The organism is Sphingomonas sp. Leaf5, assembly GCF_001421155.1.
Lineage (GTDB): Bacteria > Pseudomonadota > Alphaproteobacteria > Sphingomonadales > Sphingomonadaceae > Sphingomonas.
In genome coordinates, this window is record NZ_LMJZ01000004.1 from 121,549 (window position 1) to 145,077 (window position 23,529).

18 protein-coding genes and 1 tRNA gene are annotated in these 23,529 nt (G+C 67.2%); 9 read left to right on the forward strand and 10 right to left on the reverse strand.

Going from position 1 to position 23,529, the window contains the following annotated elements; translation table 11 throughout:
• Position 1: 1 nt before the first annotated feature.
• Positions 2-961 (reverse strand): ferritin-like domain-containing protein, encoded by a 960-nt coding sequence (locus ASE50_RS05490; RefSeq protein ID WP_056396766.1) that lies wholly within the window; start codon positions 959-961, stop codon positions 2-4.
• 141 nt (positions 962-1,102) lie between these two features.
• On the opposite strand from ASE50_RS05490, the gene ASE50_RS05495 reads away from it, so the two are divergent.
• Entirely contained in the window at positions 1,103-1,843 is a 741-nt protein-coding gene (locus tag ASE50_RS05495; RefSeq protein ID WP_056396769.1) for a Crp/Fnr family transcriptional regulator, read from the forward strand.
• A gap of 3 nt (positions 1,844-1,846) precedes the next feature.
• Here the strand turns inward: ASE50_RS05495 and ASE50_RS05500 are convergent, their stop codons facing one another.
• Entirely contained in the window at positions 1,847-3,157 is a 1,311-nt protein-coding gene (locus ASE50_RS05500) for a sigma-54-dependent transcriptional regulator (protein ID WP_056396773.1), read from the reverse strand.
• Positions 3,154-4,872: a sensor histidine kinase gene (locus ASE50_RS05505; RefSeq protein ID WP_056396776.1), complete on the reverse strand. Its 1,719-nt coding sequence runs from the start codon at positions 4,870-4,872 to the stop codon at positions 3,154-3,156. Before ASE50_RS05505 ends, ASE50_RS05500 begins: the two co-directional genes overlap by 4 nt.
• A 239-nt stretch (positions 4,873-5,111) precedes the next feature.
• Between ASE50_RS05505 and ASE50_RS05510 the strand changes: the two genes are divergently transcribed.
• The 4 genes from ASE50_RS05510 to ASE50_RS05525 all read left to right on the forward strand — a co-directional run bounded on the left by ASE50_RS05510 (position 5,112) and on the right by ASE50_RS05525 (position 10,303).
• Complete coding sequence (locus tag ASE50_RS05510; protein ID WP_056396848.1) at positions 5,112-6,452, forward strand: dicarboxylate/amino acid:cation symporter; 1,341 nt, start codon at positions 5,112-5,114, stop codon at positions 6,450-6,452.
• Positions 6,453-6,536: 84 nt separating this feature from the next.
• Positions 6,537-8,120 carry an alginate export family protein gene (locus ASE50_RS05515; RefSeq protein ID WP_082438820.1) on the forward strand — a complete coding sequence of 528 codons (1,584 nt, stop codon included), beginning with the start codon at positions 6,537-6,539 and terminating at the stop codon, positions 8,118-8,120.
• A 74-nt stretch (positions 8,121-8,194) separates the two neighbouring features.
• Positions 8,195-9,808, forward strand: coding sequence for an NAD-dependent malic enzyme (locus ASE50_RS05520; protein ID WP_156347316.1), 1,614 nt, complete (start codon positions 8,195-8,197; stop codon positions 9,806-9,808).
• Between the two features lie 105 nt (positions 9,809-9,913).
• Positions 9,914-10,303, forward strand: coding sequence for a hypothetical protein (locus ASE50_RS05525; protein ID WP_055994542.1), 390 nt, complete (start codon positions 9,914-9,916; stop codon positions 10,301-10,303).
• A 33-nt stretch (positions 10,304-10,336) separates the two neighbouring features.
• Here ASE50_RS05525 and ASE50_RS05530 read toward each other — a convergent pair whose 3' ends face one another.
• On the reverse strand, positions 10,337-10,537 hold the full coding sequence (locus tag ASE50_RS05530; protein ID WP_082438822.1) for a hypothetical protein: 201 nt from the start codon (positions 10,535-10,537) through the stop codon (positions 10,337-10,339).
• A 38-nt stretch (positions 10,538-10,575) separates the two neighbouring features.
• Positions 10,576-12,786 carry a TonB-dependent receptor gene (locus ASE50_RS05535; protein ID WP_414881808.1) on the reverse strand — a complete coding sequence of 737 codons (2,211 nt, stop codon included), beginning with the start codon at positions 12,784-12,786 and terminating at the stop codon, positions 10,576-10,578.
• Between the two features lie 73 nt (positions 12,787-12,859).
• On the opposite strand from ASE50_RS05535, the gene ASE50_RS05540 reads away from it, so the two are divergent.
• Positions 12,860-15,316: a PepSY domain-containing protein gene (locus ASE50_RS05540; protein ID WP_235512188.1), complete on the forward strand. Its 2,457-nt coding sequence runs from the start codon at positions 12,860-12,862 to the stop codon at positions 15,314-15,316.
• A gap of 7 nt (positions 15,317-15,323) precedes the next feature.
• Here ASE50_RS05540 and hspQ read toward each other — a convergent pair whose 3' ends face one another.
• Positions 15,324-15,698, reverse strand: coding sequence for a heat shock protein HspQ (hspQ, locus tag ASE50_RS05545; RefSeq protein WP_056396782.1), 375 nt, complete (start codon positions 15,696-15,698; stop codon positions 15,324-15,326).
• Positions 15,699-15,830: 132 nt separating this feature from the next.
• Here hspQ and ASE50_RS05550 point away from each other — a divergent pair.
• Both ASE50_RS05550 and ASE50_RS05555 read left to right on the forward strand, forming a co-directional pair.
• Positions 15,831-15,920, forward strand: a tRNA-Ser gene (locus tag ASE50_RS05550).
• Between the two features lie 283 nt (positions 15,921-16,203).
• A complete protein-coding gene (locus tag ASE50_RS05555) occupies positions 16,204-19,506 on the forward strand; it encodes a glycosyltransferase (RefSeq protein ID WP_056396784.1) in 3,303 nt (1,100 codons plus the stop codon).
• A gap of 16 nt (positions 19,507-19,522) precedes the next feature.
• Here the strand turns inward: ASE50_RS05555 and ASE50_RS05560 are convergent, their stop codons facing one another.
• The 4 genes from ASE50_RS05560 to ASE50_RS05575 all read right to left on the reverse strand — a co-directional run bounded on the left by ASE50_RS05560 (position 19,523) and on the right by ASE50_RS05575 (position 22,236).
• Positions 19,523-19,825: a hypothetical protein gene (locus tag ASE50_RS05560; RefSeq protein ID WP_156347317.1), complete on the reverse strand. Its 303-nt coding sequence runs from the start codon at positions 19,823-19,825 to the stop codon at positions 19,523-19,525.
• A 62-nt stretch (positions 19,826-19,887) separates the two neighbouring features.
• Positions 19,888-21,186 carry a sensor histidine kinase gene (locus ASE50_RS05565; RefSeq protein ID WP_235512190.1) on the reverse strand — a complete coding sequence of 433 codons (1,299 nt, stop codon included), beginning with the start codon at positions 21,184-21,186 and terminating at the stop codon, positions 19,888-19,890.
• A gap of 38 nt (positions 21,187-21,224) precedes the next feature.
• Positions 21,225-21,908, reverse strand: coding sequence for a response regulator transcription factor (locus ASE50_RS05570; RefSeq protein WP_056396794.1), 684 nt, complete (start codon positions 21,906-21,908; stop codon positions 21,225-21,227).
• Positions 21,880-22,236, reverse strand: a complete 357-nt coding sequence (locus tag ASE50_RS05575; protein WP_056396797.1) for a hypothetical protein — start codon at positions 22,234-22,236, stop codon at positions 21,880-21,882. Before ASE50_RS05575 ends, ASE50_RS05570 begins: the two co-directional genes overlap by 29 nt.
• Positions 22,237-22,351: 115 nt before the next feature.
• Between ASE50_RS05575 and ASE50_RS05580 the strand changes: the two genes are divergently transcribed.
• Positions 22,352-23,434: a LacI family DNA-binding transcriptional regulator gene (locus ASE50_RS05580; protein ID WP_235512191.1), complete on the forward strand. Its 1,083-nt coding sequence runs from the start codon at positions 22,352-22,354 to the stop codon at positions 23,432-23,434.
• Positions 23,435-23,529 lie beyond the last annotated feature (95 nt).

Below are 23,529 nucleotides of genomic sequence, written 5' to 3' on the forward strand. Positions count from 1 at the left end.
CTCAGTTCGCAGCGCTGGCGCGGATGGTGCCGTTCACCCCGTTGGGGAAGAAGCCGCCACCGCTCACCTGGGCCCGGTTCAGATAGACGATATTCAGCACCTGGCCCGCCGAACGGCTGAACGCGATGCCGTTGCTGTCGAGGGGGACGATATTGCTGGCGCTGGGGTTGGTCGACAGCGGGGTCAGACCCTGATCGAGGTCGAGCGTGCCGTCGAGGCTGTCGCGCGCGTTGGAGATCGCGTCGGTCGCCGCGATCAGCGCCGGGGTCTGAATGCCCTTTGCATAGAGCGTCGTGCGGACGATCGCCGCGTGATACGCCTCGACCGCGAGGATGCCGGCGGCTGCTTCGAGGAAGGTCTTGCTCGACAGCAACGGTGCCGCACCCTTGTAGGCGGTGACCCCGACGTCTTCGAAGATATACGCGCCGAGCAGGAAATTCTCGTCGCTGGCATAGGGGTCGAAGCTGTCGGTCGCGCCGATCAGACCGGCCGCGCGGGCCGCACTGGAAAACGCACCATTGACCGACGAACCGATATCGATCGCCGGCTGGGCGACCGCCGACGTGCCGAGGCCGGCGCGCAGGAATTCGACATGGGCGCGTTCATCGGCCGCGATTTCGCGGGCGTACTGGGCGACGACCGGATCGGTGAACGTCACTTGCTTCCCGCCGGTTACCGCACCCTGCGTACCGGTGCCGGTCAGCAGCGAGCTGGGCAGTCCGGTACCGAATGCCGCAAAATAATAGAACTGCGCTTCGAGATATTCGAGGTTGAGCGCGAAGTTCAGCACATCGGCATCACTAGGCGCGGTCTGAGCGATCGCTTCGTTGGATTCCGATGCGAAGATCACGGCACCACCGACTGCCGCAGCACCGCCGATCATTCGGAAGAAATCGCGCCGGTCCTCCCGGCGTTTGGCGCGTGCTTCGAACGCCTCCGTCAACAGCGTTTGGTCGGACATGGTACCGTCTCCCTGTATCGTTCTTCGCCTGAAACGAGGCACGGTCGATTAAAGATGCAGCGACGACGTGGATGTACGGTTTCGTACGCGGGGGCACCGACGACTGGATTGCGAAAAATCTTACAGGCAAAAGGTCGTGAGATGGCGTTCGCAGTTCAAACAGACATTTCGCCCGACAATGGCAGTTTCCTGCCGACGACGGACAACCGGCTGGTCGGTTCGTTGCGGCCGGAAACGCGGCGACGACTGGCGATGGCAGCAACCCGTATCGATTTGAATACGGGCGACGTTTTGACACGTGCCGGCGAGCCGATCGATCGTCTTGTATTTCCCGAAGGTGCGCCGGCGATGTTGTCGGTGTCGACCGGCGGGTCGTCGCAGGATGTCGGCATGATCGGACGCGACGGTGTGGTCGGATGGTCGCGCCTGTTCAGCGATCAGCCGACCCCGTTCACCGCGCGGGTCCATATCCAGTCGGGCAGCGCGATCGAGATTCCGGCGGCGGCCGTGGTCGATGCCGCCGATGACGATCCCGAATTGCTTAAGCGCATCCTGACCTTCGCACAGCGTTTCACGATGCAGATGGCGCGGACGCTGGCGTCGGCGCTGCGCGACGTTCCCGAACGGCGCATCGCGCGGCTGCTGCTGATGATCGACGACCGGATCGCGGGCGATACCATGTCGGTCACCCATGCATCGATCGCGGCGACGCTGAACCTGCGCCGCGCCACGGTCACCGACTGCCTGCATATCCTTGAAGGGGAGCATATGGTGCGGTGTTCGCGCGGACGGATCGCGATGCGCGACCGGGCGGCACTCGAGGCGCGGGCCGGGCTGGCCTATGTCGCCGACGACGGACTGGCACCCGAAACCCTGCGCTGACGATCAGGGCTGACCGCGCACCGTCTTCAGGTCGATGCCGAGCCGCTGCACCTTGTAATAGAAGGTCTTGCGCGGGATGCCGAGGCGATCGATCGCCGCACCGATCTCACCGCCGGTCGCCGCGATCGCCGCGAGGATCGCCTCGCGCTCGAACGCGGCGAGGCGTTCGGGCAGCGGACGGCTGGCATCGTTCGGGGTCACGTCGCCGCTGCTGCCGTCCAGCCCCAGCACGAACCGGTCGGCGAAATGGGCGAGTTCGCGGACATTGCCCGGCCAGTCGTGCCGGGCGAGCAGGTCGCGCGCGGCATGGGTCAACGCGGGCACCTCGCGCCGCAGCCGCGCCGCCGACAGATCGACCAGATGCGCGAACAATTGCGGCACGTCCTCACGCCGTTCGCGCAGAGGTGGGATGCGCAGTCGCACCGCCGCCAACCGGTACAGCAGCGCCGGCGCGATCGCGTCGGCCGCACGCCGCCCCTCCTCCGCCGCCGTCGCGATGACGCGGATATCGACCGGCACAGCGTCACGCGGACCCCGGATCGCCCGATCCTCGATCACCTGCGTCAGCCGCCCCTGCAAGGCACGGGGTGCCTGATCGATATCGTCGAGAAACAGCGTGCCGCGCTGCGCACCGACGATGCCGCGGTCGCCCACCGTCGCGAACAGTTCGTCCTCGATCACCTGTCCGGGCAGCGCGGCGCAGGCGATGGCGACGAACCGATGGCGGGCGCGCCGGCCGGCGCGGTGGATCGATCGCGCCAGCAATTCCTTGCCCGTGCCGGTCTCCCCCTCGATCAGCAGGTCGATATCGGTATCGGCCAGGACCGGGATCATCTCGCGCAGGCGGACGATTGCCGGGGAGCGGCCGATCAGCGCAACCTGCTCCCCGCCCGCCGCCTGCGCCCGCAACCGGCGATTGTCGAGCGCCAGCGATCGGGCGGCGATCGCGCGGGTGACGGCGGCGATCAGCGCGTCGGGATCGAACGGCTTGGGCAGAAAATCCCACGCCCCCGCCTTCAGCGCATCCACCGCCATTTCGACATCGGCATGACCGGTGACCAGCACGATCGGCAGCGTCGGATCGCGTTCGCGCAGGATGCGGAACAGCTCGATCCCCGACATTTGCGGCATCCGCACGTCGGTGACGACGATGCCGTCGAAATCGGCGTCGATCGCCAGCAGGGCAGGCGGCGCGGCGACGAACGGGACGACGTCGAACCCCGCCAGCATCAGCAACTGCATGGTCGAGGCGCGCAGATCGGCGTCGTCCTCGACAAGGGCCACCCGCCCCTGCGTCGTTCCGGTATCGGTCATGGCACCCGCCGCAAGGTCGCTTCGAACCGTGCGCCGCGCCCGGTCGGGATCAGCCGCAGCGTGCCGCCAAGGTCGGTCATGATATCCTGCGCGATCACCAGCCCCAGGCCGAGGCCGGTCGGGCGGCTGGTGACGAACGGCGTGAACATGCGTTCGGCGACCGCCGGGTCGATGCCCGGTCCGTTATCCGCGACGACGAGCGCGACGATCGTCGGTTCGACCTGCACCTCGACCGCGATGGCGGGATCGGGACGCCCGTCGAGCGCCTCCAGCGCATTCTGCAACAGATTGACCAGCACCTGTTCCAGCCGCACGCGACCGGCGACGACCATAAGGTCGGGGGGGATATCGGGTATGGTGAACGCGACTTCCGACAGGCGTTCCTTCAGGATCAGTCGTGCCCCGTCGACGACATCGGCGAGCGGGACCGGGCCGATCGTGCCACTGCCCTTGCGCGCGAACCCGCGCAGTTCGGCGGTGACCAGACCGATCCGGTCGGTCAGCCGGGCGATGGCGCCGAGATTGTCGTCGACCTGACGCGAATCGCCCCGCGCCAGCAACTGCCGCGCCGCCGCGACGTAATTGCGGATCGCGGCGATCGGCTGGGCGGTTTCGTGAGCGACGCTGGCGGTAATCTGCCCCAGCGCGGCGAGGCGATTGGCCTGTCGCAGCCCGTCACGCAGATCGGCGGCGCGCGCTTCGGCGGCGGCGCGTTCCTCCATCTCGTCGCGCAGCAGGCGCGTGCGATCGGCGACGGCGGCCTCGAGTTCGCTGGTCCGCAACGCCCGGCGACGCGATCGTTCGCGCAGACCCCATGCAATCGCGATCAGCGCGAGGGTGGCGATGGCGGCCGCAATCGCGCTGCCGCGCACGACGCCGCCGACGGCGGGTTGCAGCGGCATGGCCAGATGAACGCGCCAGCCCGCGGTATCGGCGTCGGTCGCGACATGCTGCAACCGCCGCCGGTCGCCGTTCAACCGGATCGCGTCACCGATCATGGCGAACGGGGCCGTGCGCAGCGCCCCGGCTCCGCTATCGGCGCGCAACGCCGCCGCGACGGCGGGTGCGATCGGCCGGGTCGCGGCGAAACGCCAACTCGGCCGGCTGGAGATCAGCACGACCCCGGCGCGATCGGTCACGAAGGTGATGCCGCCGGCGGCGCGCCATTCCTGTTCGATCCGGTCGAATTCGAGTTTCACGATGACGACGCCGCCCTCGGCGGTACGGCGGCTGAGATACAGGCCGGGCCGATGGCTGACCGTCCCGAGCGCGAACTGCGTGCCCGACCCGTACCGCATCGCGTCGCTGTAATAGCGGCGGAACGTATAGTCGTTGCCGACGAAACTTTGCGGATCGGCCCAGTTGCTGGCGGCGATGGCGAATTTTCCCCGGCCGATGACATAGATGACCGACGCCCCGGTCGATCTTGCCAAGGCGGCGAGCTTGCGATCGAGCGACCGTGCCGCACCGTCCGCCCCGCGCACCGCCGCGACCACGTCGCGATCGTCCGCCAGCGCGAGCGGCAACAGGCGGAACCGGGCGATCTCGCTGGCCAGCAGGACCTGCCGCAACCGGGCATCGGCCTCCATCGACGCGACCAGATCGGCGCGTGCCCGGCGTTCGGCCACACGGCCGACGGCCACGGCGACGAGGATGCTCAGCAGCACCGCCGCGAACACCCAGCGCAGCCAAGTCGATCTCAGTCCCCCTCGCATCGACCGACGCTGTACAAATACGCAACCATTTGTGCAACAATTTGCACTTTCGGAGAAGTTCCGTGGCGAAATTTGACGCAATCGGAAACGTTCGAAACGTCTATATATCTGTAATATATACCTTTATTTGACACGATTGCGTACAGGACAACCCGGCTTGCAGTCCGTTAAACCGTTCGTGTCGCGCCGATAGCCAGGAAGAGCAGGGGCGGGCGCATCAGAGGATGAAAGGTCGTCGCATGATAATCACTGGTCATTCCACCCACCCGCCGATCCCGCCGGCAGCGAAGCCGTGGTACAAGCATCTGTACGCGCAGGTGCTGCTCGCCATCGTTTGCGGCGTGCTGCTGGGCCATTTCTATCCGGCCACCGGCGAAGCGCTGAAGCCGATCGGCGACGGCTTCATCAAGCTGGTCAAGATGATCATCGCGCCGGTCATCTTCCTGACGATCGTCACGGGCATCGCGGGGATGCGCGACCTTGCCAGCGTCGGCCGCGTTGCCGGCAAGGCCTTCGCCTATTTCCTGTTCTTCTCGACCCTCGCGCTCATCATCGGGCTGATCGTCGGCAACCTCGTCCAGCCGGGGGCCGGGCTGAACATCGATCCGTCGACGCTCGATACTACGAAGATCACCGAATATGCCGAAAAGGCGCATGATTCGACGATCACCGGGTTCCTGTTGGGGATCATCCCGGACACGTTCATTTCGGCGCTGACCGAAGGCAACATCCTGCAGACGCTGTTCGTCGCGATCCTGTTCGGCATCGGCCTCGCCATGATCGGCGACAAGGGCGAACGCGTCCTCGACGGTCTGAACGAAATCTCGATCGCCTTCTTCAAGGTCGTCGCGATCGTCATGAAGGCGGCACCGATCGGCGCATTCGGCGCGATGGCGTTCACCATCGGCAAATACGGCATCGGCACGCTGTTCAGCCTCGCCGCGCTCGTCGGCACCTTCTACCTGACCGCGTTCCTGTTCGTCGTGGTCGTGCTGGGGGCGGTCGCGCAGTTCTGCGGCTTCTCGATCTTCAAGCTGATCTCGTACCTGAAGGCCGAATTGCTGCTGGTACTCGGCACCTCGTCGTCGGAAAGCGCCCTGCCCTCGCTCATCGAGAAGATGGAACGCGCCGGCATCCCGAAGTCGATCGTCGGCCTCGTCGTCCCGACCGGCTATTCGTTCAACCTCGACGGCACCAACATCTACATGACGCTGGCGGCGCTGTTCATCGCCCAGGCGTGCAACGTCGACCTGACCCTCGGCCAGCAGCTGCTGCTCCTCAGCGTCGCGATGCTGTCGTCGAAGGGTGCGGCGGGCGTCACCGGTGCGGGCTTCATCACGCTGGCCGCCACCCTGTCGATCGTACCGACCGTGCCGGTCGCCGGCATGGCGCTGATCCTCGGCGTCGATCGCTTCATGAGCGAATGCCGCAGCCTGACCAACTTCATCGGTAACGCAGTAGCAACCGTTGTCGTCGCAAAGTGGGAAGGCAAGCTCGACAAGCACCAGTTCGACGAGGCACTGGCCGGTCGCAGCGTGCGCGTCGACCAGATGCCCGAAGGCGCCATCGCCGCCGAATGATTGATCAGGGGAGAGCCGGTGCAGGGTGAAGAATCCCGCACCGGTTCCCGGCTACTGCCCCGCGAGGCACCGGAGAGAGTTTCGATGAACAAGTTCCTGCGGCTCTGCTGCACCACGGCCGCCCTGACGATCCCGACGATCGGTCATGCCGCCGAATTCGTCGCCGGCGCTCCGGCCACCGCCGAAGCGGCGGCAGCCGACGCTGGCACGCCCGCGACCGAAGCGCAGGCGGCGACCGGCAATGCGAACTCGCCATCGGTTTTCCCCGGCCCCGTGGCGGACAAGGGCACCGCCCGTCCGGTCGCGCAGGAATATCCCAGCATCGGCGTCGGCGACGGTATCACCGCCGGGGGCTACAACCAGTCGCGCTGGGCCGAGGACTGGAGCAAATATCGCGATCCCAAGAAGCGCGAGGACATCCTCGACAAGCTGAAATACATCCCGATCGCCGGCGACGACGTCTATCTGACACTGTCGGGCGAATTCCGGGCTCGCGTCAACCTGACCACCAATCCCAACCTGCGGGACCGCGAAGCGCAGCGGCAGGATATCTTCCGCGTCGTCGGCGGTGCCGATCTGCATCTGGGCGACCATGTCCGCGTGTATGGCGAACTGGCGCATGCCGGCATGTCGGGCCGCAATCTGGGCGCGAAGGCCGGACAGCTGCACAACGACCTGGTGGTGCAGCAGAGCTTCGTCGACCTGAAGGCGACGGTGGCGAACGTCGATGTCGGCGTGCGCTATGGCCGGCAGACGTTTGCCGACGGCCCGAACCTGATGGTCGTGCCGCGCGACAACAACACGATCTTCTTCGTCTATAACGGCGTTCGCGCGTGGGCGAAGGGCGACACGATCCGCGGCGACGTGTTCGATTTCAAGACGACCCGGCTGGGCGTTGGCGGCACGCGCGACGACATCGTCGACGACAATCGCCGCTTCTCGGGCGCGACTGCCGGGTTCGTGCTGCCCAAGACGTTCCTCGGTGGATCGAACCTGTATTTCGATCCGTTCGTCTGGCGGCTTCGCAACAGCGCTGCCGTATGGGGCGGGCGGACCGCAGAGGAAGTCCGCAAGTTCTACGGCCTGCATCTCTATGGCGACACCGGCCCGATCAATCTCGACTGGACGGTCAATTACCAGGGAGGCGAGTTCGACAACCGCCCGATCTCGGCCTGGCTGATCCTGATGCAGCAGATGTACAAGGTCGGCAAATCGAAGACCGCGCCGCGCGTCGGCTTCCACTTCGATTACGCCAGCGGCGGCGGTTCCTATGGCAACGGTACGTTGAAGACCTCGCTCGCGCCGTTCGGCAACAACATCTACTACAGCTATCAGCTCTATTCGACGCCGACCAACCTGTTCGCGTTCGCGCCGAGCGTGCAGTTGCAGCCGACTGCCAAACTGCGGCTGGCCGGCGAGTATCAGCTGTCGTGGCGCGACAGCCTGAACGACGCGGTATACCGCGCCAACGGACAGGCGTTTGCCGGCACGCAGCTGGGCAATTCGCGCAAGATCGCCGACACGATCCGGTTTCAGGCAATCTATACGGTCAGCCCGAGGGTCAGCCTGACGGCGCGCTACGAGCATCTGATCGCCGGCCCGGCGCTGACCGATGCGAACTATAAAAGCTCCGACTTCGTGGCCGGCTGGGTCAGCTTCCGCTTCTAGTTCCCTGGAGCAACCTCGCGCCCCGGCGGATTCCGCCGGGGCGTTTTTTGTATTCCGATCCGAAGGGCCTGCCGATGTCCCCCGCCGTTCATGCCGCAGCGCGCGCGCTGCTTGCCGATCCGCTGACCAATAAGGGCACGGCCTTTACCGAGGCCGAGCGCGAGCAGTTTGGGCTGCACGGGCTGCTGCCCCCGCATGTCGGCACGCTCGACAGCCAGATCGAGCGGCGGCGCAAGGCGCTGGCCGGGATGCCGGACGATTTTCATCGCTATTCCTTCCTGCGCGAATTGCAGGATTCGAACGAGATCCTGTTCCACGCGCTGGTCCAGCGCGACCTGCCCGCGATGCTGCCGCTGGTCTATACCCCGACCGTCGGCGAGGGATGCGAGCGGTTCAGCGAGATCTGGCGGCGGCCGCGCGGGCTGTTCCTGTCATGGCCGAACCGGCACCGCATCGCCGACATCCTCGCCGACCCCGCGCTCGACCGGGTAAAGGTGATCGTGGTGAGCGATGGCGAACGCATCCTCGGCCTTGGCGATCAGGGCGCGGGCGGCATGGGCATCCCGATCGGGAAGCTGGCGCTCTACACCGCCTGTGCCGGCATCCATCCGGCGGAAGTGCTGCCGATCCTGCTCGACGTGGGCACCGACAATGCCGAACGGCGCGACGATCCGCTGTATGTCGGCTGGCGCAATCCGCGCATTCGTGGGGCCGAATATGACGCGTTCGTCGAGGATTTCGTGAGCGCGGTCGCCGAGCGCTTCCCCGGCGTGCTGCTGCAATGGGAGGATTTCGCCGGGCACAACGCCTACAAGCTGCTGGAGCGGTATCGGGACCGGCTGTTGAGCTTCAACGACGATATCCAGGGGACCGCCGCCACCGCCGTCGGCACGCTGCTGTCGGCGATCGAGCGGACCGGCACGCTGCTGACCGAGCAGCGCATCCTGCTGTTCGGGGCGGGGGCGGCCGGATGCGGCATCGCCGACATGCTGTTGCAGGCGCTGCAGGCAGAGGGGCTGGACGAGGCGCAGGTGCGGCAGCGCCTCTGGGCGGTCGATCGCTACGGGTTGATCCTGTCCGACATGGACGATCTGTCGCCGGCACAGCGCGAACTGGCCCGCGATCCCGACGACGTCGCGGCGTGGACGCGGACGACCCACGGCACGATCGACCTGTTCGATACCGTCGCCAACGTCCATCCGACCGTGCTGATCGGTGCGTCGGGCCAGCATGGGGCATTCAACGAGGCGGTGATCCGCACCATGGCGCAGGCGATCGAGCAGCCGGTGATCTTTCCACTGTCCAACCCGGTGTCGCGGGCGGAGGCGCATCCCGACGACCTGCATCGCTGGAGTGCCGGTCGCGCGCTGATCGGCACCGGCAGCCCGTTCGGGGTGGCCGGCGTCACCCAGGTCAACAACGTCTATATCTTTCCGGGCGTCGGGCTGGGTGCTATCGCGGCGGGCGCGACGAAGATCACTGACACGATGTTCATGGCCGCCGCACGAGCGCTGGGCGCGATGGGGGGTGAAGACACGTTGCTGCCGCCGATCGAGCGGCTTCGCGACGTGGCGCTCGACATCGCCGTGGTCGTGGCCGAGCAGGCCGTCCGCGATGGCGTCGCGGCCAAGGGGGCGGCAACCGATCGCGACGCGATCGCGGCCCAGATGTGGACACCGACCTACTGACCGGTCGGGAACCCGGCCGCCCGCATCGGCTTTCGCTTTCCTGTCGACACCGTCCAGCGCCGGTTCACCTGCTCCAGCGCAGAACCGGGACAGAGAGGAACCGATATGAAGTTGATGCAGATCTTTGCCGGGGTCGGCCTGACATTGGCCGGGCTGACCGCCGTGCCCGCCATGGCCGACGCGCACCCGCGCCACCATGCGCAGCGCTATGACGATGGTCCACGCGCCCGCGATCAGGACCGCCGCCGCTGGGACGACCGCCGTCAGTGGGACAATCGTCGTGGCTGGAACGACCGGCGCGGTCGGGACGATCGCCGCGCATGGAACGACCGCGGCCGATGGGACGATCGTCGCGGGGACGGTCGCCGCGATCGTTCGGGCTATCGCGGCGAACGGATCATCCATGGCGGATCGCGCGAAGCCGCCGCGATGGGGGTCCAGTATCGCGGCCCCTGCCGCTACGTGATCCGCAACGGCCGCGAAGTTTGCGGATAAGCGACCGACCCCTTCCGGCGACGCCGGAAGGGGTTATTTTTTGGGCGTGACCCAGACCGATACCGGCACCACGACCTTGCCCGGCGCAGGCTTGCCGACATCGACGCGGTCGGCGGTGACCAGTTCGCCGGTTTCGAGATTAAACGATGCCCATGGCTTGGGCATGCGGCCGAAGGTCATCTTCTGGATCGGCTGGCCGGTGGTCGAATTCATGATCGTTGCAGTGACAGGCATGGGCGGCGGGTAGCCCCTGCCCCGCCCGTCTGTCCAGTTCAGAAACGCACGTCCCAGCCCAGCGTGAACGTCCGACCGCGCCCTGCGAAGAAGGCGAAGTTGTCGGTCGGAAGCCGGGTATCGCTGTTATAATCGATATAGAAGCGATCGAAGATGTTCTGCGCGCTCAGCGTCACGCCGCCGAACCTGGTCTGATACCGGAGTTGCGCGTCGGTCACGTCATATCCGCCGAAATTATTGTCGGGGTTCGGGTTCGCCTTTCCCCGGAACGTCCGCGACAGGTAGAATTGCGTCTGGACGCGCGCAGTGAGCGGACCGTGCACGACATCGGCGGCAAGGTTCAGCCGATCGGGCGAGATGTTGGTGCCGTCGAGATCGGTGTCGACCACGCCGTCGCCGGGTGCGCGGTCGCTGTCATAGCGGCCGAGGATATGGGCATAGCCGGTCGAGACGCGCAGCCCTGGTAGCGGGGTCTGTACGGCGAGGCTGACCTCCAACCCCTCGATCTCGACGCGCTGGCGCTGGACCTCGAAAATGCCGTTGCCCTGCGCGATCAGCAACTGGCCGCGATCGCTCGACGACCAGAAATAGGTGGTGCTGGCGTCGAGCGGCCCGCGCTTCACCTCGACGCCGACCTCGCGGTTGTTCGATACGACCGGCTGGATATCGAGGAAGCCGTCGAGGCGGACATTGGGCGTCGAGATAGCGCGGGTGATGCGGCCGATATCGGCCATGGTGAAGCCCTGTGCATAGCTGGCATAGGCGCGAACGCCGGTGACGGGTTCGAAGATCGCCCCGCCGTTAAACAGCAGGTCGCTGAATTTCGGGCTACCGCCGGTCACCGCGACCCCGCCATACGTCGCGACGTTGCGCCCGTCATAGGTGTTCGACGCAAGCGTGCGGAAATCGTCGATGCGGACCCGCACATTTTCCCAGCGCGCCCCGCCGGCCAGCCGGACGACCCCGTCGAACAGCTTCAGATTGGCTTGGGCAAACGGAGCGAGGCTGCGAAAATCGGCGGGCGGGACCCAGATGCGGTTCGTCGCGATCAACCGCTGCTCGGTCCGGTCTATCAGGGCGTCGAAGCCGATCGTCGCGACCAGTGCCTCAAAACCCGGCACGGCGCGCTCGTAGCTGAGCTTCGCTCCCAATTTGCGCGAGCGGTTTTCCGACTGGTCGAACAACGTCCCGACCGGCGCCAGTGCCGGGTCCTGAAAGGTCGGAGTGAAGGTCACTTCCCCGCCAAAGGTGTCGTGCGTGCGGTTGAAGAAGAACTGGGTGACGAGATTGCCCCCGAACAGGTCGCTGTCGGAATAGGACAGCGACAATGCCTCGGCCCGGTTGGCGGCCGGCTTGCCGGGCGGCGTCCCGCGTACCGCACTGGTCGGCAGGCCGGTACGACGGTTGCCGGCGATCGCGATATAATCGCCGTCGCCGTTCAGTTCGTAGCGATTGGCGATCAGGTCGAGCCGCCCGGTCGCGCCGACCGCGAGCCCCAGCCGCGCGAAAAAATCGGTCGCGCGCGAATCCTGCGTTTCGCCCTGCGTCAGGTTGACGCCGATCCGCCGGTCGCGCGCGTCGTAGAATGCGCCACGCCGTTCGTAACTGGCCCCGAATGTCGCGTCGAACCGCCCGGCCTTATACTGGACCAGCCCGGCCGCTTTGCCGCCAGAGCCGTCCTTGTCGAAGTCGTCGGCGGTCGTCGCCTGCACCAGCGCCCGGCCGCTGACGCCCTCTTCGCGCGGTGCGCCGACCGTCACCTGGTTCACGATGCCGCCGGTGCCGCCGACACCCTGCAACGCGTTCGAACCATAGATCAGTTCGACCCGATCGATGAAGAAGCCATCGATGGTAAAGCCGTCGCGGCTGCCATCGCGCAGCGGCGTCGTCTGCGGGATGCCATTGATCGCATAGAGCGGCGAACGACCGCGCAGCGTCTCCCCCGCGCCCGATAATTTGCCGCGTGTCGGCGAAAAGCTGGGCGTCAGCGTGGCGACGGCATCGGTGATGCTGCCCGACAGCGCGATCTGCTGGTCGAGCGCCTGCTTGTCGATCAGGTCGATGGTCAGCGGCAACGCATTGGGCGGCAGGATGGTGCGGGCGGCGGTGATGACGATCTCGTCGTCGACCGGTCGCGCGGCGGTCGTGGCCGCTTCCGGTCCCGCTTCCTGTGCGATCACCGGCTGCGGCACCAGTGCGAGCGCCGCCCCGATCATCCAGCGCGAACGCCGCGTTTCCGACACCATCATCATTTCCCCCGCGCAACAATTGACCTCATCTTGCGCGGCCGCTATCGCGATCAATTATCAATAGCAAGCGCAGATGAGCGAACCATCGATGATCCGCACCGTATTGTTCCAGCTTCACTGGTTCCTCGGGATCACCGCCGGGCTGGTGCTGGCGGTGATGGGCGTGACCGGCGCGTCGCTCAGCTTCGAGCCGGAAATCCTCGCCGCGCTGAACCGGGACCAGCCGGTTGCCGCCGGTGCGCGGCTGTCGGGGCCGATGCTGGCGGAGCGGTTTGTGGTGCAGCGGCCCGGCGCGACGATCACCCGGCTGACCGTGCCCGCCACGTCGAGCGAACCGACGCTGGTCGGCTATACGCTGCCCGGATCGAAGGAGCGGCATGTCGAACGGATCGATCCGGCGACCGGGCGGCTGGCCGGCGCGCTCCGGGGAAGCGCAGTGTTCGAGGTGATGGAGGACCTGCACCGTTGGCTGGCGCTGCCCGACGACGGCGACGGTATCGGTCGGCAGATTACCGGTTTCTCGGCGATCGCGTTGATCTATTTCGCGCTTTCCGGCCTGTATCTGCGCTGGCCGAAACGCCCGCTCGACTGGCGCAACTGGTTCGTGCTCGATCTGCGCAAGACCGGGCGCAACCTCTACCGTGCGCTCCACGCCGTAATCGGCGGCTGGGTGCTGGTCTTCTACCTCCTCAGCGGGCTGACCGGGCTATGGTGGTCCTATGACTGGTATCGCGACGGGGTGAAGGCGATGCTGGTCGCGCAGGTCGCCGAGCGCAAGCCGGTCAAGGGCGCGAAGGCCGACCTTTCGCTGGCATGGTCGGGGTTCGAACGCGCGACCGAAGGCCGCCGGTACGACCGCATCGTCGCCAGCGTCCGCGACAACCAGGTGCAGTTCCGCGCGAAACTGCCCGGCGCGCGGCACGATCGGGTCACCGACGAACTCACCATCGACGGAACCAGCGGCGCGGTGCTGTCGGCAACGCCCTATGCCATGCGGACCGTCGGCGAGGATATCGTCACCAGCGTCTATGAACTGCATCGTGGTGCCTATTTCGGGGTCGCCGGGCGTATCGCGGTCCTGCTCGCCAGCCTGTCGATGCCGCTGTTCACCATCACCGGCTTCCTGCTCTATTTCGCACGACGGCGGCGCAAGGCGGCGCTGGCGGCGGTCGTCGGCGATACGCCCGACCGGCCGGTCGCGGAGGCGACGACGCTGGTCGCCTATGCCAGCCAGACCGGATCGGCCGAACGGCTCGCCCGGTTGACCGCCGAGGCGCTGCCCGCCGCCGCCGCGCTGCCGATCGCCGCGCTCGACGATGCGGCGCTGGCGCGGGTGAAGCGGCTATTCGTGATCGCGAGCACTTATGGCGAAGGCGAACCGCCGGACAATTCGCGTGGTTTCGCGCGCGCGCTCGATCGCGCTGCCCCCGATCTGTCGCACCTCGAATATGCGGTGATGGCGCTGGGCGACCGCGAATATGCCGAGTTCTGCGCGTTCGGCCACCGGGTCGATCGCTGGCTGCACGACAGCGGCGCGACCCGGCTGTTCGATGCGGTGGAGGCCGATGGCGAGGATGCCGATGCGCAGCGCCATTGGCAACGGCAGCTGGCGGGTCTGGGCGCGCGGACCGATCAGCCCGACTGGGCACCGGCGGCGATGGGCGAATGGCGGCTGGTCGAACGGCGACTGCTCAATCCGGGCAGCAGCGGCGGGGAGGCATGGCATGTCGCGCTGGAACCGATCGGCGCGACCGTCGACTGGATGCCGGGCGATATCGTCGAGGTCGTGCCGCAGCAGGATGCCCGCAGGGTCGATGCCTTTCTGAACGCAGCGGGGATCGCGGATACGCCGGAGATGCGGGCGTTGCTGATGACGCGGATCCTTCCCGACGCGGCGGATGCCGATGTCGCGACACTCAAGCCGATCGGGCACCGCGAATATTCGATCGCATCGATCGCGGCATCGGGCCGGGTCGAATTGATCGTGCGGCGCTGTCCCGCCGCCGATGGCTATGACGGGCTGGGATCGGGGTGGCTGTGCCACGGCGCGCCGCTGGGCGGGACGATCGCGGCGCGGGTCCGGGCGAACCCCGCCTTCCATCCGCCACGCGACGCGGCAACGCCGCTGGTGCTGATCGGCAACGGCACCGGGCTGGCCGGGCTGCTCGCCCATGTGCGGCATCGCGCGGTACAGGGTGGCGGGCCGGTCTCGCTCTATTGGGGCGAGCGACAGGCGGCACAGGACGATTTCCACGCAGTCGAGCGGCAGGCGCTGGCCGACCGGGGCGTAGTGACGCGGTCGATCACGACCTGGTCCCGCGATCCGGGCGGCCATCGCTATGTGCAGGACGCGGTCGCGGCGGACGCGCCGGCGATCGCCGAGGCGGTTGCCGCCCGAGCGACGATCTATGTCTGTGGCAGCGTGCAAGGCATGGCACCGGCGGTCCATGCCGCGCTGGCGACGATCCTCGGCGAGACGGCGATCGAGGCGATGCTGGACGAAGGACGCTATCGCCGCGACATCTACTGATCGTCGGTCAGTGGCGATGCTCGCGGCGCAACCGGTAGCGGCCATCGGCATAGTCATCGAACAACCCGGTGATCGCGGGATGGTCGACCGGCTCCTCGCTGTCGTCGGCGATCAGATTCTGCTGGCTGACATAGGCGACATAGCTTGCCTCGGCATTCTCGGCGAGCAGGTGGTAGAAGGGCTGGTCCTTGCGCGGGCGTGCTTCGGCGGGGATCGACTGATACCATTCCTCGCTGTTGGCGAAGATCGGGTCGATATCGAAGACGACCCCGCGAAAGTCGAACAGACGGTGGCGCACGACGTCGCCGATCGAAAAACGGGCATGGGCGACCGGCGGCAACGGCGTGCCGCGGTCGAGCGAGGGGGAGGACGGGGCCTTCATGCGAAATAATCTAGGTCCGATGTGCGATTGCAGCAAGGAGGCGCTTGCAAGTCGCGAATCCTTGGGCTAACCGGCCTCCCTCGCTGACCACCGTGCCGCGCTGACCTGCGGCATGGAGCGAGAAACCTCTGCGGAGAGGTGGCAGAGTGGTCGATTGTACCGCACTCGAAATGCGGCGTGCCTTAACGGGTACCGAGGGTTCGAATCCCTCCCTCTCCGCCAGATACCCTCCGCGCGCAGCGCGTCGCGATGAAGCCGCCCGGATGGGCAGCGCTTCCTTTCCTGCCCATCGTCTGTCCGTCGCGCCGCGCGTTTGGAGTTGATCCGACCGCCAGTGTCTGTCGCTTGCCACGCCGATCGCCCGCGATGGCTTCCGGGTCGGCGAAGCGTCGCGATCCGACAGGTGACCAAAAGTTCATGCCATGCTCACCGCCCCGCCCGAACGGCGGCGCTAAGCGGCGGGGCATGGCCGTAACGTACGGCCGGTGCAGCCAGGGTCGACCGTGTGAGCAAGCCGATTTTCTTCGATCCGACCGGGCGTCGCGGTGTGTGGGCACGGCGGAGCGTGGCGTTGCTGATCCTTGTGGTCATCGGCGCCGCGGTGGCGTTCGCAACGACGCTGGTGGCGACGCCGCGCACGCTGGGCATTCCCCTGCCCTTTGCCCGGCGCCATGGCGAGGCGTTCGCACCGCGCAGCGATACGACGGGGCGGCATGGGCGGTGGTTGCCGCACGCTACCTCGCCCAAGACCGGCGGCACGCCGCTGACGATCGGTTTCTATTCCCCCGATACGGCAGGCGGGATCGCGTCGTTGCAGCGGCACCTCGCCACGCTCGATTGGGTCGTGCCCGCCTATGTCAGCGTGGTCGGTACACAATTGCACGCGATCGACGATCCGCGGCTGGAGCAGGTGCTCGCCGGAGCGCGCCATGCCCCGAAATTGTTGCCGATGGTGCAGAATTTGACCGATTCCGACTGGGACGGCGCGGGTGCGGCGCAGATGCTGGCCGATCCGACGGCGCGCAAGGCATTGATCGACCAGCTGGTCGCGTTCGTGAAGGCGCGCCATGCCGCCGGGCTGGTGATGGATTATGAAAGCCTGCCCGCCGCCGCCGTTGCGCGCTATCCGGCGTTTCTCGCGCAGTTGAACGCGGCGCTTCCCAAGGACGCGGTGCTGGCGGTGACGGCACCGGCGGGCGATCCCGACTGGCGGCTGGCCGACCTTGCCCGTGCCACCGACCGCGTCATCCTGATGGCCTATGACGAACATTGGGAAAGCGGATCGGCGGGGCCGATCGCGTCGCAGCCATGGTTCGTGGGTCAGGTCGAAAGCGCGTTGCGGCAGGTCGGTCGCGACAAGCTGGTCGTGGCGCTCGGCAGCTATGCCTATGACTGGCATGACGGCAGCGCCGACGCGCTGTCGATCGAGGAGGCGTGGCTGGCCGCGCATGATTCCTCGGCGACGGTCGGGTTCGACCGCGCCAGCGGCAATGCCGGCTTCGCCTATCAGGACGAACGTGGCAGCCAGCACAAGGTGTGGATGCTGGATGCGGCGACCAGCTGGAACCAGATGGCGGCGCTGCGGCGGATGGGGATCGATGCGGTCGCGATGTGGCGGCTGGGCAGCGAGGATGCCGGGTTCTGGAACGACCTGACCGCCTATCGCACCACCGACCGCGTGCCGCGCATCACGCAGCTGCAATCGGCGCTGAACGTCGATGTCGAGGGGAGCGGCGAAGTGCTGCGCATCACCGCGCGGCCGACGCCGGGACAGCGCAGCGTCACCTTCGATCGCAACGGCATGATCGCCAACGAAGCCTATGCCGCACTGCCAACACCCTATGTCGTGCAGCGCGCCGGTGCCGCCGATCCGAAGGCGATCGCGCTGACCTTCGACGATGGACCCGACGCGACGTGGACGCCGCCGATCCTCGACGCGCTGGAGGCGGCGCATGTCCCGGCGACCTTCTTCGTCGTCGGGGAAAATGCGATCGAGCATCCCGGGCTGTTGCAGCGGATCGTGCGCGACGGCGACGAGATCGGGAACCACAGCTATACCCATCCCAATCTGGCGACGACCGGCGAGCGGACGACGACGCTGGAGCTGAACGCCACGCAGCGGCTGATCGAGGCGTATACGGGCCGGTCGACGACGCTGTTCCGCGCGCCCTATTTCGGGGATGCCGAGCCGACGACGATGGACGAGATCGCGCCCGCGCTGCTGGCGCAGGATCTGGGCTATACGGTGGTCGGGCTGCACGTCGATCCCAATGACTGGCAACGGCCGGGCACCGGTGCGATCGTCCGACAGGTAGTCGAGCAGGTCGAGGACGCCAGCGCCGACAGTTCGCGCAACGTCGTGCTGCTGCACGATGGCGGCGGCGACCGGGCGCAGACGGTGGCGGCGCTGCCCCGGATCATCGCGATCCTGCGGGCCAAGGGCTATCACTTCGTCACCACCTCCGCGCTGGTCGGTGTGCCGCGCGCCGTTGCGATGCCGGTGGTGGCCGGGCGCGATCTGGCGGCGGTGCGGACCGACGTCGCGATCTTCATCGTTATCGCCGCGATCTCGGTGCTGCTGGCATGGCTGTTCTACCTCGCCATCGCGCTGGGCATGGCGCGGGCGGTGCTGATGGCCGGGCTGGCATGGTTCCAGTCGCGGCGCGAACGGCCGACGCCGCCGGTGTTCCAGCCGAGCGTCACGGTCATCATCCCGGCGTACAACGAGGAGCGGGTGATCGCCGATTCGGTCGCGCGGGTGTTGGCCAGCGACTATCCGGGCCTGCACGTCATCGTTGCCGATGACGGGTCGAGGGACGGGACGAGCGCGGTGGTCCGTGCCCGGTTCGACGACGATCCGCGCGTCACGCTGCTGACGCTGGTCAATGGCGGCAAGGCAGCGGCGCTCAACCGGGCGCTGTTGCAGGCCGAGGGCGAGGTAATCATCGCGCTCGACGCCGATACCCAGTTCGAGACGACGACGATCGCCCGGCTGGCGCGGTGGTTCGAGGACCCGGCGCTGGGTGCGGTCGCAGGTGACGCGCGGGTGGGCAACCGGGTCAATCTGGTCACGCGCTGGCAGGCGGTCGAGTATATCACGGCGCAGAACCTCGAGCGTCGCGCGCTGGCCGGGTTCGATGCGATGACGGTCGTACCGGGCGCGGTCGGCGCATGGCGGCGCGCGGCGCTGGATGCGGTCGGCGGCTATCCCGAAGATACGCTGGCCGAGGATCAGGACCTGACCATCGCCATCCAGCGCGCCGGGTGGCGCGTCACCTACGACCCCAATGCCGTTGCGTGGACCGAGGCGCCGGAGACGTTCAAGGCATTGGCGAAACAACGCTATCGCTGGGCATTCGGGACGCTGCAATGCCTGTGGAAGCACCGCGCGATCCTGCGCACCGGCAAACCCGCGGGACTGGCGCGGATCGGCCTGCCGCAGGCATGGCTGTTCCAGATCGCGTTCGCTGCGGTCTCTCCGCTGATCGATCTGGCGCTGCTGCTGTCGATCGTCGGTACGGCGGTGCGGGTGGCGCAGCATGGCTGGGCACAGACCAGCGGCGACGTGTCGCAAATGGGACTCTACTGGCTGTGCTTCACCGCGATCGACGTGGCGTGCGGCTGGGTCGCCTATCGGCTGGACGGGAGCAAGGCCCGCTATCCCGCACATCTGCTGGTCGCGCAGCGGCTGGTCTATCGCCAGATCATGTACTGGGTCGTCCTGCGCGCGATCGCGTCGGCGATCGGCGGGTTCGTGGTCGGTTGGGGCAAGCTGGAGCGGACCGGGAGCGTGCAGGCGGCGGCGTGAGCCGTCGGTGGGCGGGTCAGAACGGCAGTTTGACGCGAAACATCATCCGCTGGCTGGTCACGCCACCAGCAAGCTCCGCGCTTTCAAGTTCCGCTGCACCCGTCACCGTGTCGAACAACGTCGTCTCGGCTTTCTGTTCTTGCTCGAAACCTGAGTCCACGAACGGTTTAAGACGGTAGCGCGATTCATCGCTTCGTCCACAGACAAGGATCTCGTCGACGGAGCAACGATCGCAATCGTGTTGCTGTAACGAGGGCTTGAGTTCGATGTCGGGCGGTGGTGCCGCGGCAAGTTGCACGAGCATCATCGCAAGCCGCATCGCGTTCTCCTTCGTCCTGAAGAACGTCCTTGCCAAATGCGGCGCGGACAAGGCGTCGGCCGTTACGCGATCGTCATCCGCACGATCAGGCCGGGGGCGTTGTCGTCGAGCGCCAGCGTACCGCCATGCAAATGCGCGACCGCTGCGACCAGCGACAGCCCCAGCCCCGCCCCACTCTCAGCCCGCGCCGCATCCAGTCGACCGAAACGTTGCAACGCTTCGGCGCGACGGTCAGGCGGAATACCGGGACCGTCGTCGCTGACCGCGATCACAACCGGATCACCTTTGGTCAGCGATATGCGGATCGTCCCCTGCCCGTATTTCAGTGCGTTATCGATCAGGTTTGCCACCGCCTGTCCAATCATCTCGCGGTGGGCGGAAACCGTCACCGGCTCGGGCGCGTCGACCACGATCGCCAGCCCGCAGTCCTCGGCCAGCGGTTCGAACAGGTCGGCGACGTCCGTCAGCAGCGCGGACAGGTCGACCGCGACAAAGGCATCGCGGCCGATCCCCGCCTCGGCACGCGTGATGCGCAGGGCGGTGTCGAGCATACCGAGCAACCGGTCGCCCTCGTCCATCGCGCGCAGCACCGCGATCCGGCCGTCTTCGGTATCGGCGGCGGCCAACGCCCGTTCCAGCGTCGCGCGCAGCCGCGTCAGCGGCGATCGGAGGTCGTGGGCCAGGGCGTCGGTCGCCATCTTCAATTCGCCGACCAGCATCGCGATCCGGTCGAGCATGGCGTTGACCGACTGTCCGAGCTTGTCGAACGCGTCGCGCCCGCCCGGCAAGGCGACGCGCCGGTCGAGATCGCCGGCGGTGACCGCCGCGACGGTATCGACGGTGCGCCACAGCCGCCGGGCGATGATCCGCGCCGCGACCCATCCGGCAAGGGCGGCGAGCGCGAGCGCGACAATCATCGCGGCGACCATCGCCATTTCCATGGCACCGACAAAGGCCCGTTCGCCCTCGATCACATGGCCGGTCAGCAGCCGGGTGCCGTCAGGCAGGACGGTCCCGATCACCCGCATCGATTCGGGCCGGTCGCGACGGACGCGGAACAGTTCGATGGTGGCGGGCGATCCGGGGGACACGTTGGGCGGCCACGCCGCGACATTCCCGGCCAGCGGCGTACCGTCGCGCGCCGTCACCAGCACCACCGACAAAGGCCGGTCGCTGCGGTCGAGCCGCAATTCGACCGCCGCCCGCAAGCCCGGCACGCCCCGCGCCGCCCATGCCTCCAGCAGGGTTGCGCGCAGCCGTTGCGCTTCTTGCGTGGCGCTGGCGGTCAGGCGGGTTTCGGTGATCGTCCGCACCGTCAGCAGCGTCACCGCCGCCCCGGCCAGTTGCAGCGCAAAGACCAAGGCGGCAAATCGCAGCGTCGCCGACCGGGTGAGCAGCCTCAGGGTTCGACCCCCAGCTTATAGCCCGACCCGCGCACGGTATGCAGCAGGCGACGCGGCTCGCCATCGTCGATCTTGCGGCGCAGACGGCTGATATGCACGTCGGTCACGTTGCTGCCCGGATCGAAGTGATAGTCCCAGACGCCCTCCAGCAACATGGTCCGCGTCACCACCTGTCCGGCATGGCGCAGCAGATATTCGAGCAGCCGGAATTCCCGCGGTTGCAGGTCGATGACCCGCGCGCCGCGCCGCACCCGGCGTGCCAGCAGGTCCATCGTCAGATCATCGCAGGTCAGCATCGTTTCGGCCGCCGGCGCACCGGCCGGCTGCCGCCGGGTCAGCAGCCGCACCCGCGCCAGCAATTCGGCAAAGACGAACGGTTTGGTCAGATAATCGTCGGCCCCCTGCGTCAGCCCCGCCACCCGGTCGTCGGGCGATCCCATCGCCGACAGGATCAGCACCGGCGTCGTCACGCCGGCGGCGCGCATCGCCGCAATCGTCGCCATCCCGTCCATCTGCGGCAGCATCCGGTCCATGACGATACAGTCATACCCGCCGTCGATCGCGTGGAATAATCCGTCGCGCCCATTGGCGGCACGATCGACCACGAACCCCGCTTCGGTCAGCCCCTTGCCGATATAGGCTGCGGTCTCTTCATCGTCCTCGACGGTCAGGATCTTCACGTGACGCCACCTCCGGCGGTCGCAATATCAGCGAGTGGGCACCGACGTCACCCCTTGCCGCGACATGCAAGAGAACGGGACCGGCAGCGAGGTTCCACATGTCGGCAGAGGCTGGCGCATGGCCCGCGACGGCGTCGACGACGTCGCCGACCCGCAAGCCCGACCGCGCCGCCATGCCATCGGTGCGCAGACTGGTAACGACCCAGCCATCGGGCAGGCTGTGTGGGGCAAGGGTCGCGCCGTCCGCGGCGAAGGTCCCGCCATCCACAGCGACGCCGCGCCATCCGGCGATCAGCACCGCGCAGGCGACCAGTCCGCGCAGCGTCATGCCGCGGACGATAGCGAAACGAGGTGCGTCGTGAACCGGCATCCTGCGACTCCTCTACGCAGACCCTGCACGGCGCGACCCGACCGGACGATGGGCAGCAGATGACGATGCGGTCATGTTGCGATTGACACGGGCGCGGCGGCATGGCGGTGATGCGGTCATGCAGCCACCTCGATCGCGCCCGCCGCGGCGCATCACCATCGTCGACGTCGCCCGTCATGCCGCCGTATCGACCAAGACCGTATCGCGCGTGCTGAACGGCGAGCCGCACGTCACCGACGCGGTGCGCGACCGGGTGCGCGAAGCGGTTCGCACGCTCGACTATCATCCCAACATCATGGCGCAGGGATTGGCGCGGCAACGGTCGCATCTGATCGGGCTGGTCTATGAAAATCCCTCGCCCAGCTATGTCGTCGACCTGCAGATGGGGGTGCTGGATCGATTGCGCGGCGAACGGTATCGGCTGGTGGTGCTGCCGGTCCGTTCGGTCACCGACCATGCCGACGAGGTCGTCGGGCTGCTGCGATCGGCGGCGGTCGACGGCGTGGTGCTGGCCCCGCCGGCATCGGACAGCCGCCGCATCCTCGACGAACTGACCGCGATCGGCATGCCCTTTGCCCGGATCGCGCCGACCCGCTGGCCCGAACTGACCCCCGGCGTGGTCGTCGACGACGTCGTCGCAGCGTGCGAGGTCGCGGCACTCGTCCTGAAGCAGGGGCACCGGCGGATCGGCATCATCAAGGGCGATCCGACCCATGCCGCCGCCGAGGCGCGCATGGCGGGCTATGCCAAGGCATTCGCCGCCGCCGGCCAGTCGATCGATCCCGATCTGGTGCTCGATGGACTGTTCACGTTCGATTCCGGGTTCGCGGCGGCGCAGACGCTACTCGCGCGGCCCGACCGGCCGACCGCGATCCTTGCGCAGAATGACGACATGGCGGTCGGTGCGCTGATGGCCGCGCGAGAGGCCGGGATCGATGTGCCGGGCGACCTGTCGATCGTCGGTTTCGACGATTCCGAAATCGCGCGCATCACCTGGCCCCGGATCACCACGATGCGCCAGCCGGTGTTCGACATGGCGGTCAGCGCGACCACCCTGTTGCTCGACCAGCTGGGCGGTGCACAGGTGCCAGCCAACGTCGCGCACGAACATCATCTGGTCGAACGCGATTCACTCGCGGCCGCACCGGGCCCCTAGAGTCCGATGACATCAAGCTGACCCATATCCTGCGTTAACGAGGTAGTTGCGGCATTCTGCGGCGGAGAAGGCATCGAGAAGCGTGCCGACGCGTC

Coding starts and splice junctions, on each gene's coding strand:
- ASE50_RS05560 (WP_156347317.1), bottom strand. CDS start 19,825: ATGCGGCTTGCGATGATGCTCGTGCAACTTGCCGCGGCACCACCGCCC.
- ASE50_RS05580 (WP_235512191.1), top strand. CDS start 22,352: ATGTTGCGATTGACACGGGCGCGGCGGCATGGCGGTGATGCGGTCATG.
- ASE50_RS05495 (WP_056396769.1), top strand. CDS start 1,103: ATGGCGTTCGCAGTTCAAACAGACATTTCGCCCGACAATGGCAGTTTC.
- ASE50_RS05500 (WP_056396773.1), bottom strand. CDS start 3,157: ATGACCGATACCGGAACGACGCAGGGGCGGGTGGCCCTTGTCGAGGAC.
- ASE50_RS05540 (WP_235512188.1), top strand. CDS start 12,860: ATGAGCGAACCATCGATGATCCGCACCGTATTGTTCCAGCTTCACTGG.
- ASE50_RS05530 (WP_082438822.1), bottom strand. CDS start 10,537: ATGCCTGTCACTGCAACGATCATGAATTCGACCACCGGCCAGCCGATC.
- ASE50_RS05510 (WP_056396848.1), top strand. CDS start 5,112: ATGATAATCACTGGTCATTCCACCCACCCGCCGATCCCGCCGGCAGCG.
- ASE50_RS05520 (WP_156347316.1), top strand. CDS start 8,195: ATGTCCCCCGCCGTTCATGCCGCAGCGCGCGCGCTGCTTGCCGATCCG.
- ASE50_RS05575 (WP_056396797.1), bottom strand. CDS start 22,236: ATGACGCTGCGCGGACTGGTCGCCTGCGCGGTGCTGATCGCCGGATGG.
- ASE50_RS05490 (WP_056396766.1), bottom strand. CDS start 961: ATGTCCGACCAAACGCTGTTGACGGAGGCGTTCGAAGCACGCGCCAAA.
- ASE50_RS05515 (WP_082438820.1), top strand. CDS start 6,537: ATGAACAAGTTCCTGCGGCTCTGCTGCACCACGGCCGCCCTGACGATC.
- hspQ (WP_056396782.1), bottom strand. CDS start 15,698: ATGAAGGCCCCGTCCTCCCCCTCGCTCGACCGCGGCACGCCGTTGCCG.
- ASE50_RS05505 (WP_056396776.1), bottom strand. CDS start 4,872: ATGCGAGGGGGACTGAGATCGACTTGGCTGCGCTGGGTGTTCGCGGCG.
- ASE50_RS05535 (WP_414881808.1), bottom strand. CDS start 12,786: ATGATGGTGTCGGAAACGCGGCGTTCGCGCTGGATGATCGGGGCGGCG.
- ASE50_RS05525 (WP_055994542.1), top strand. CDS start 9,914: ATGAAGTTGATGCAGATCTTTGCCGGGGTCGGCCTGACATTGGCCGGG.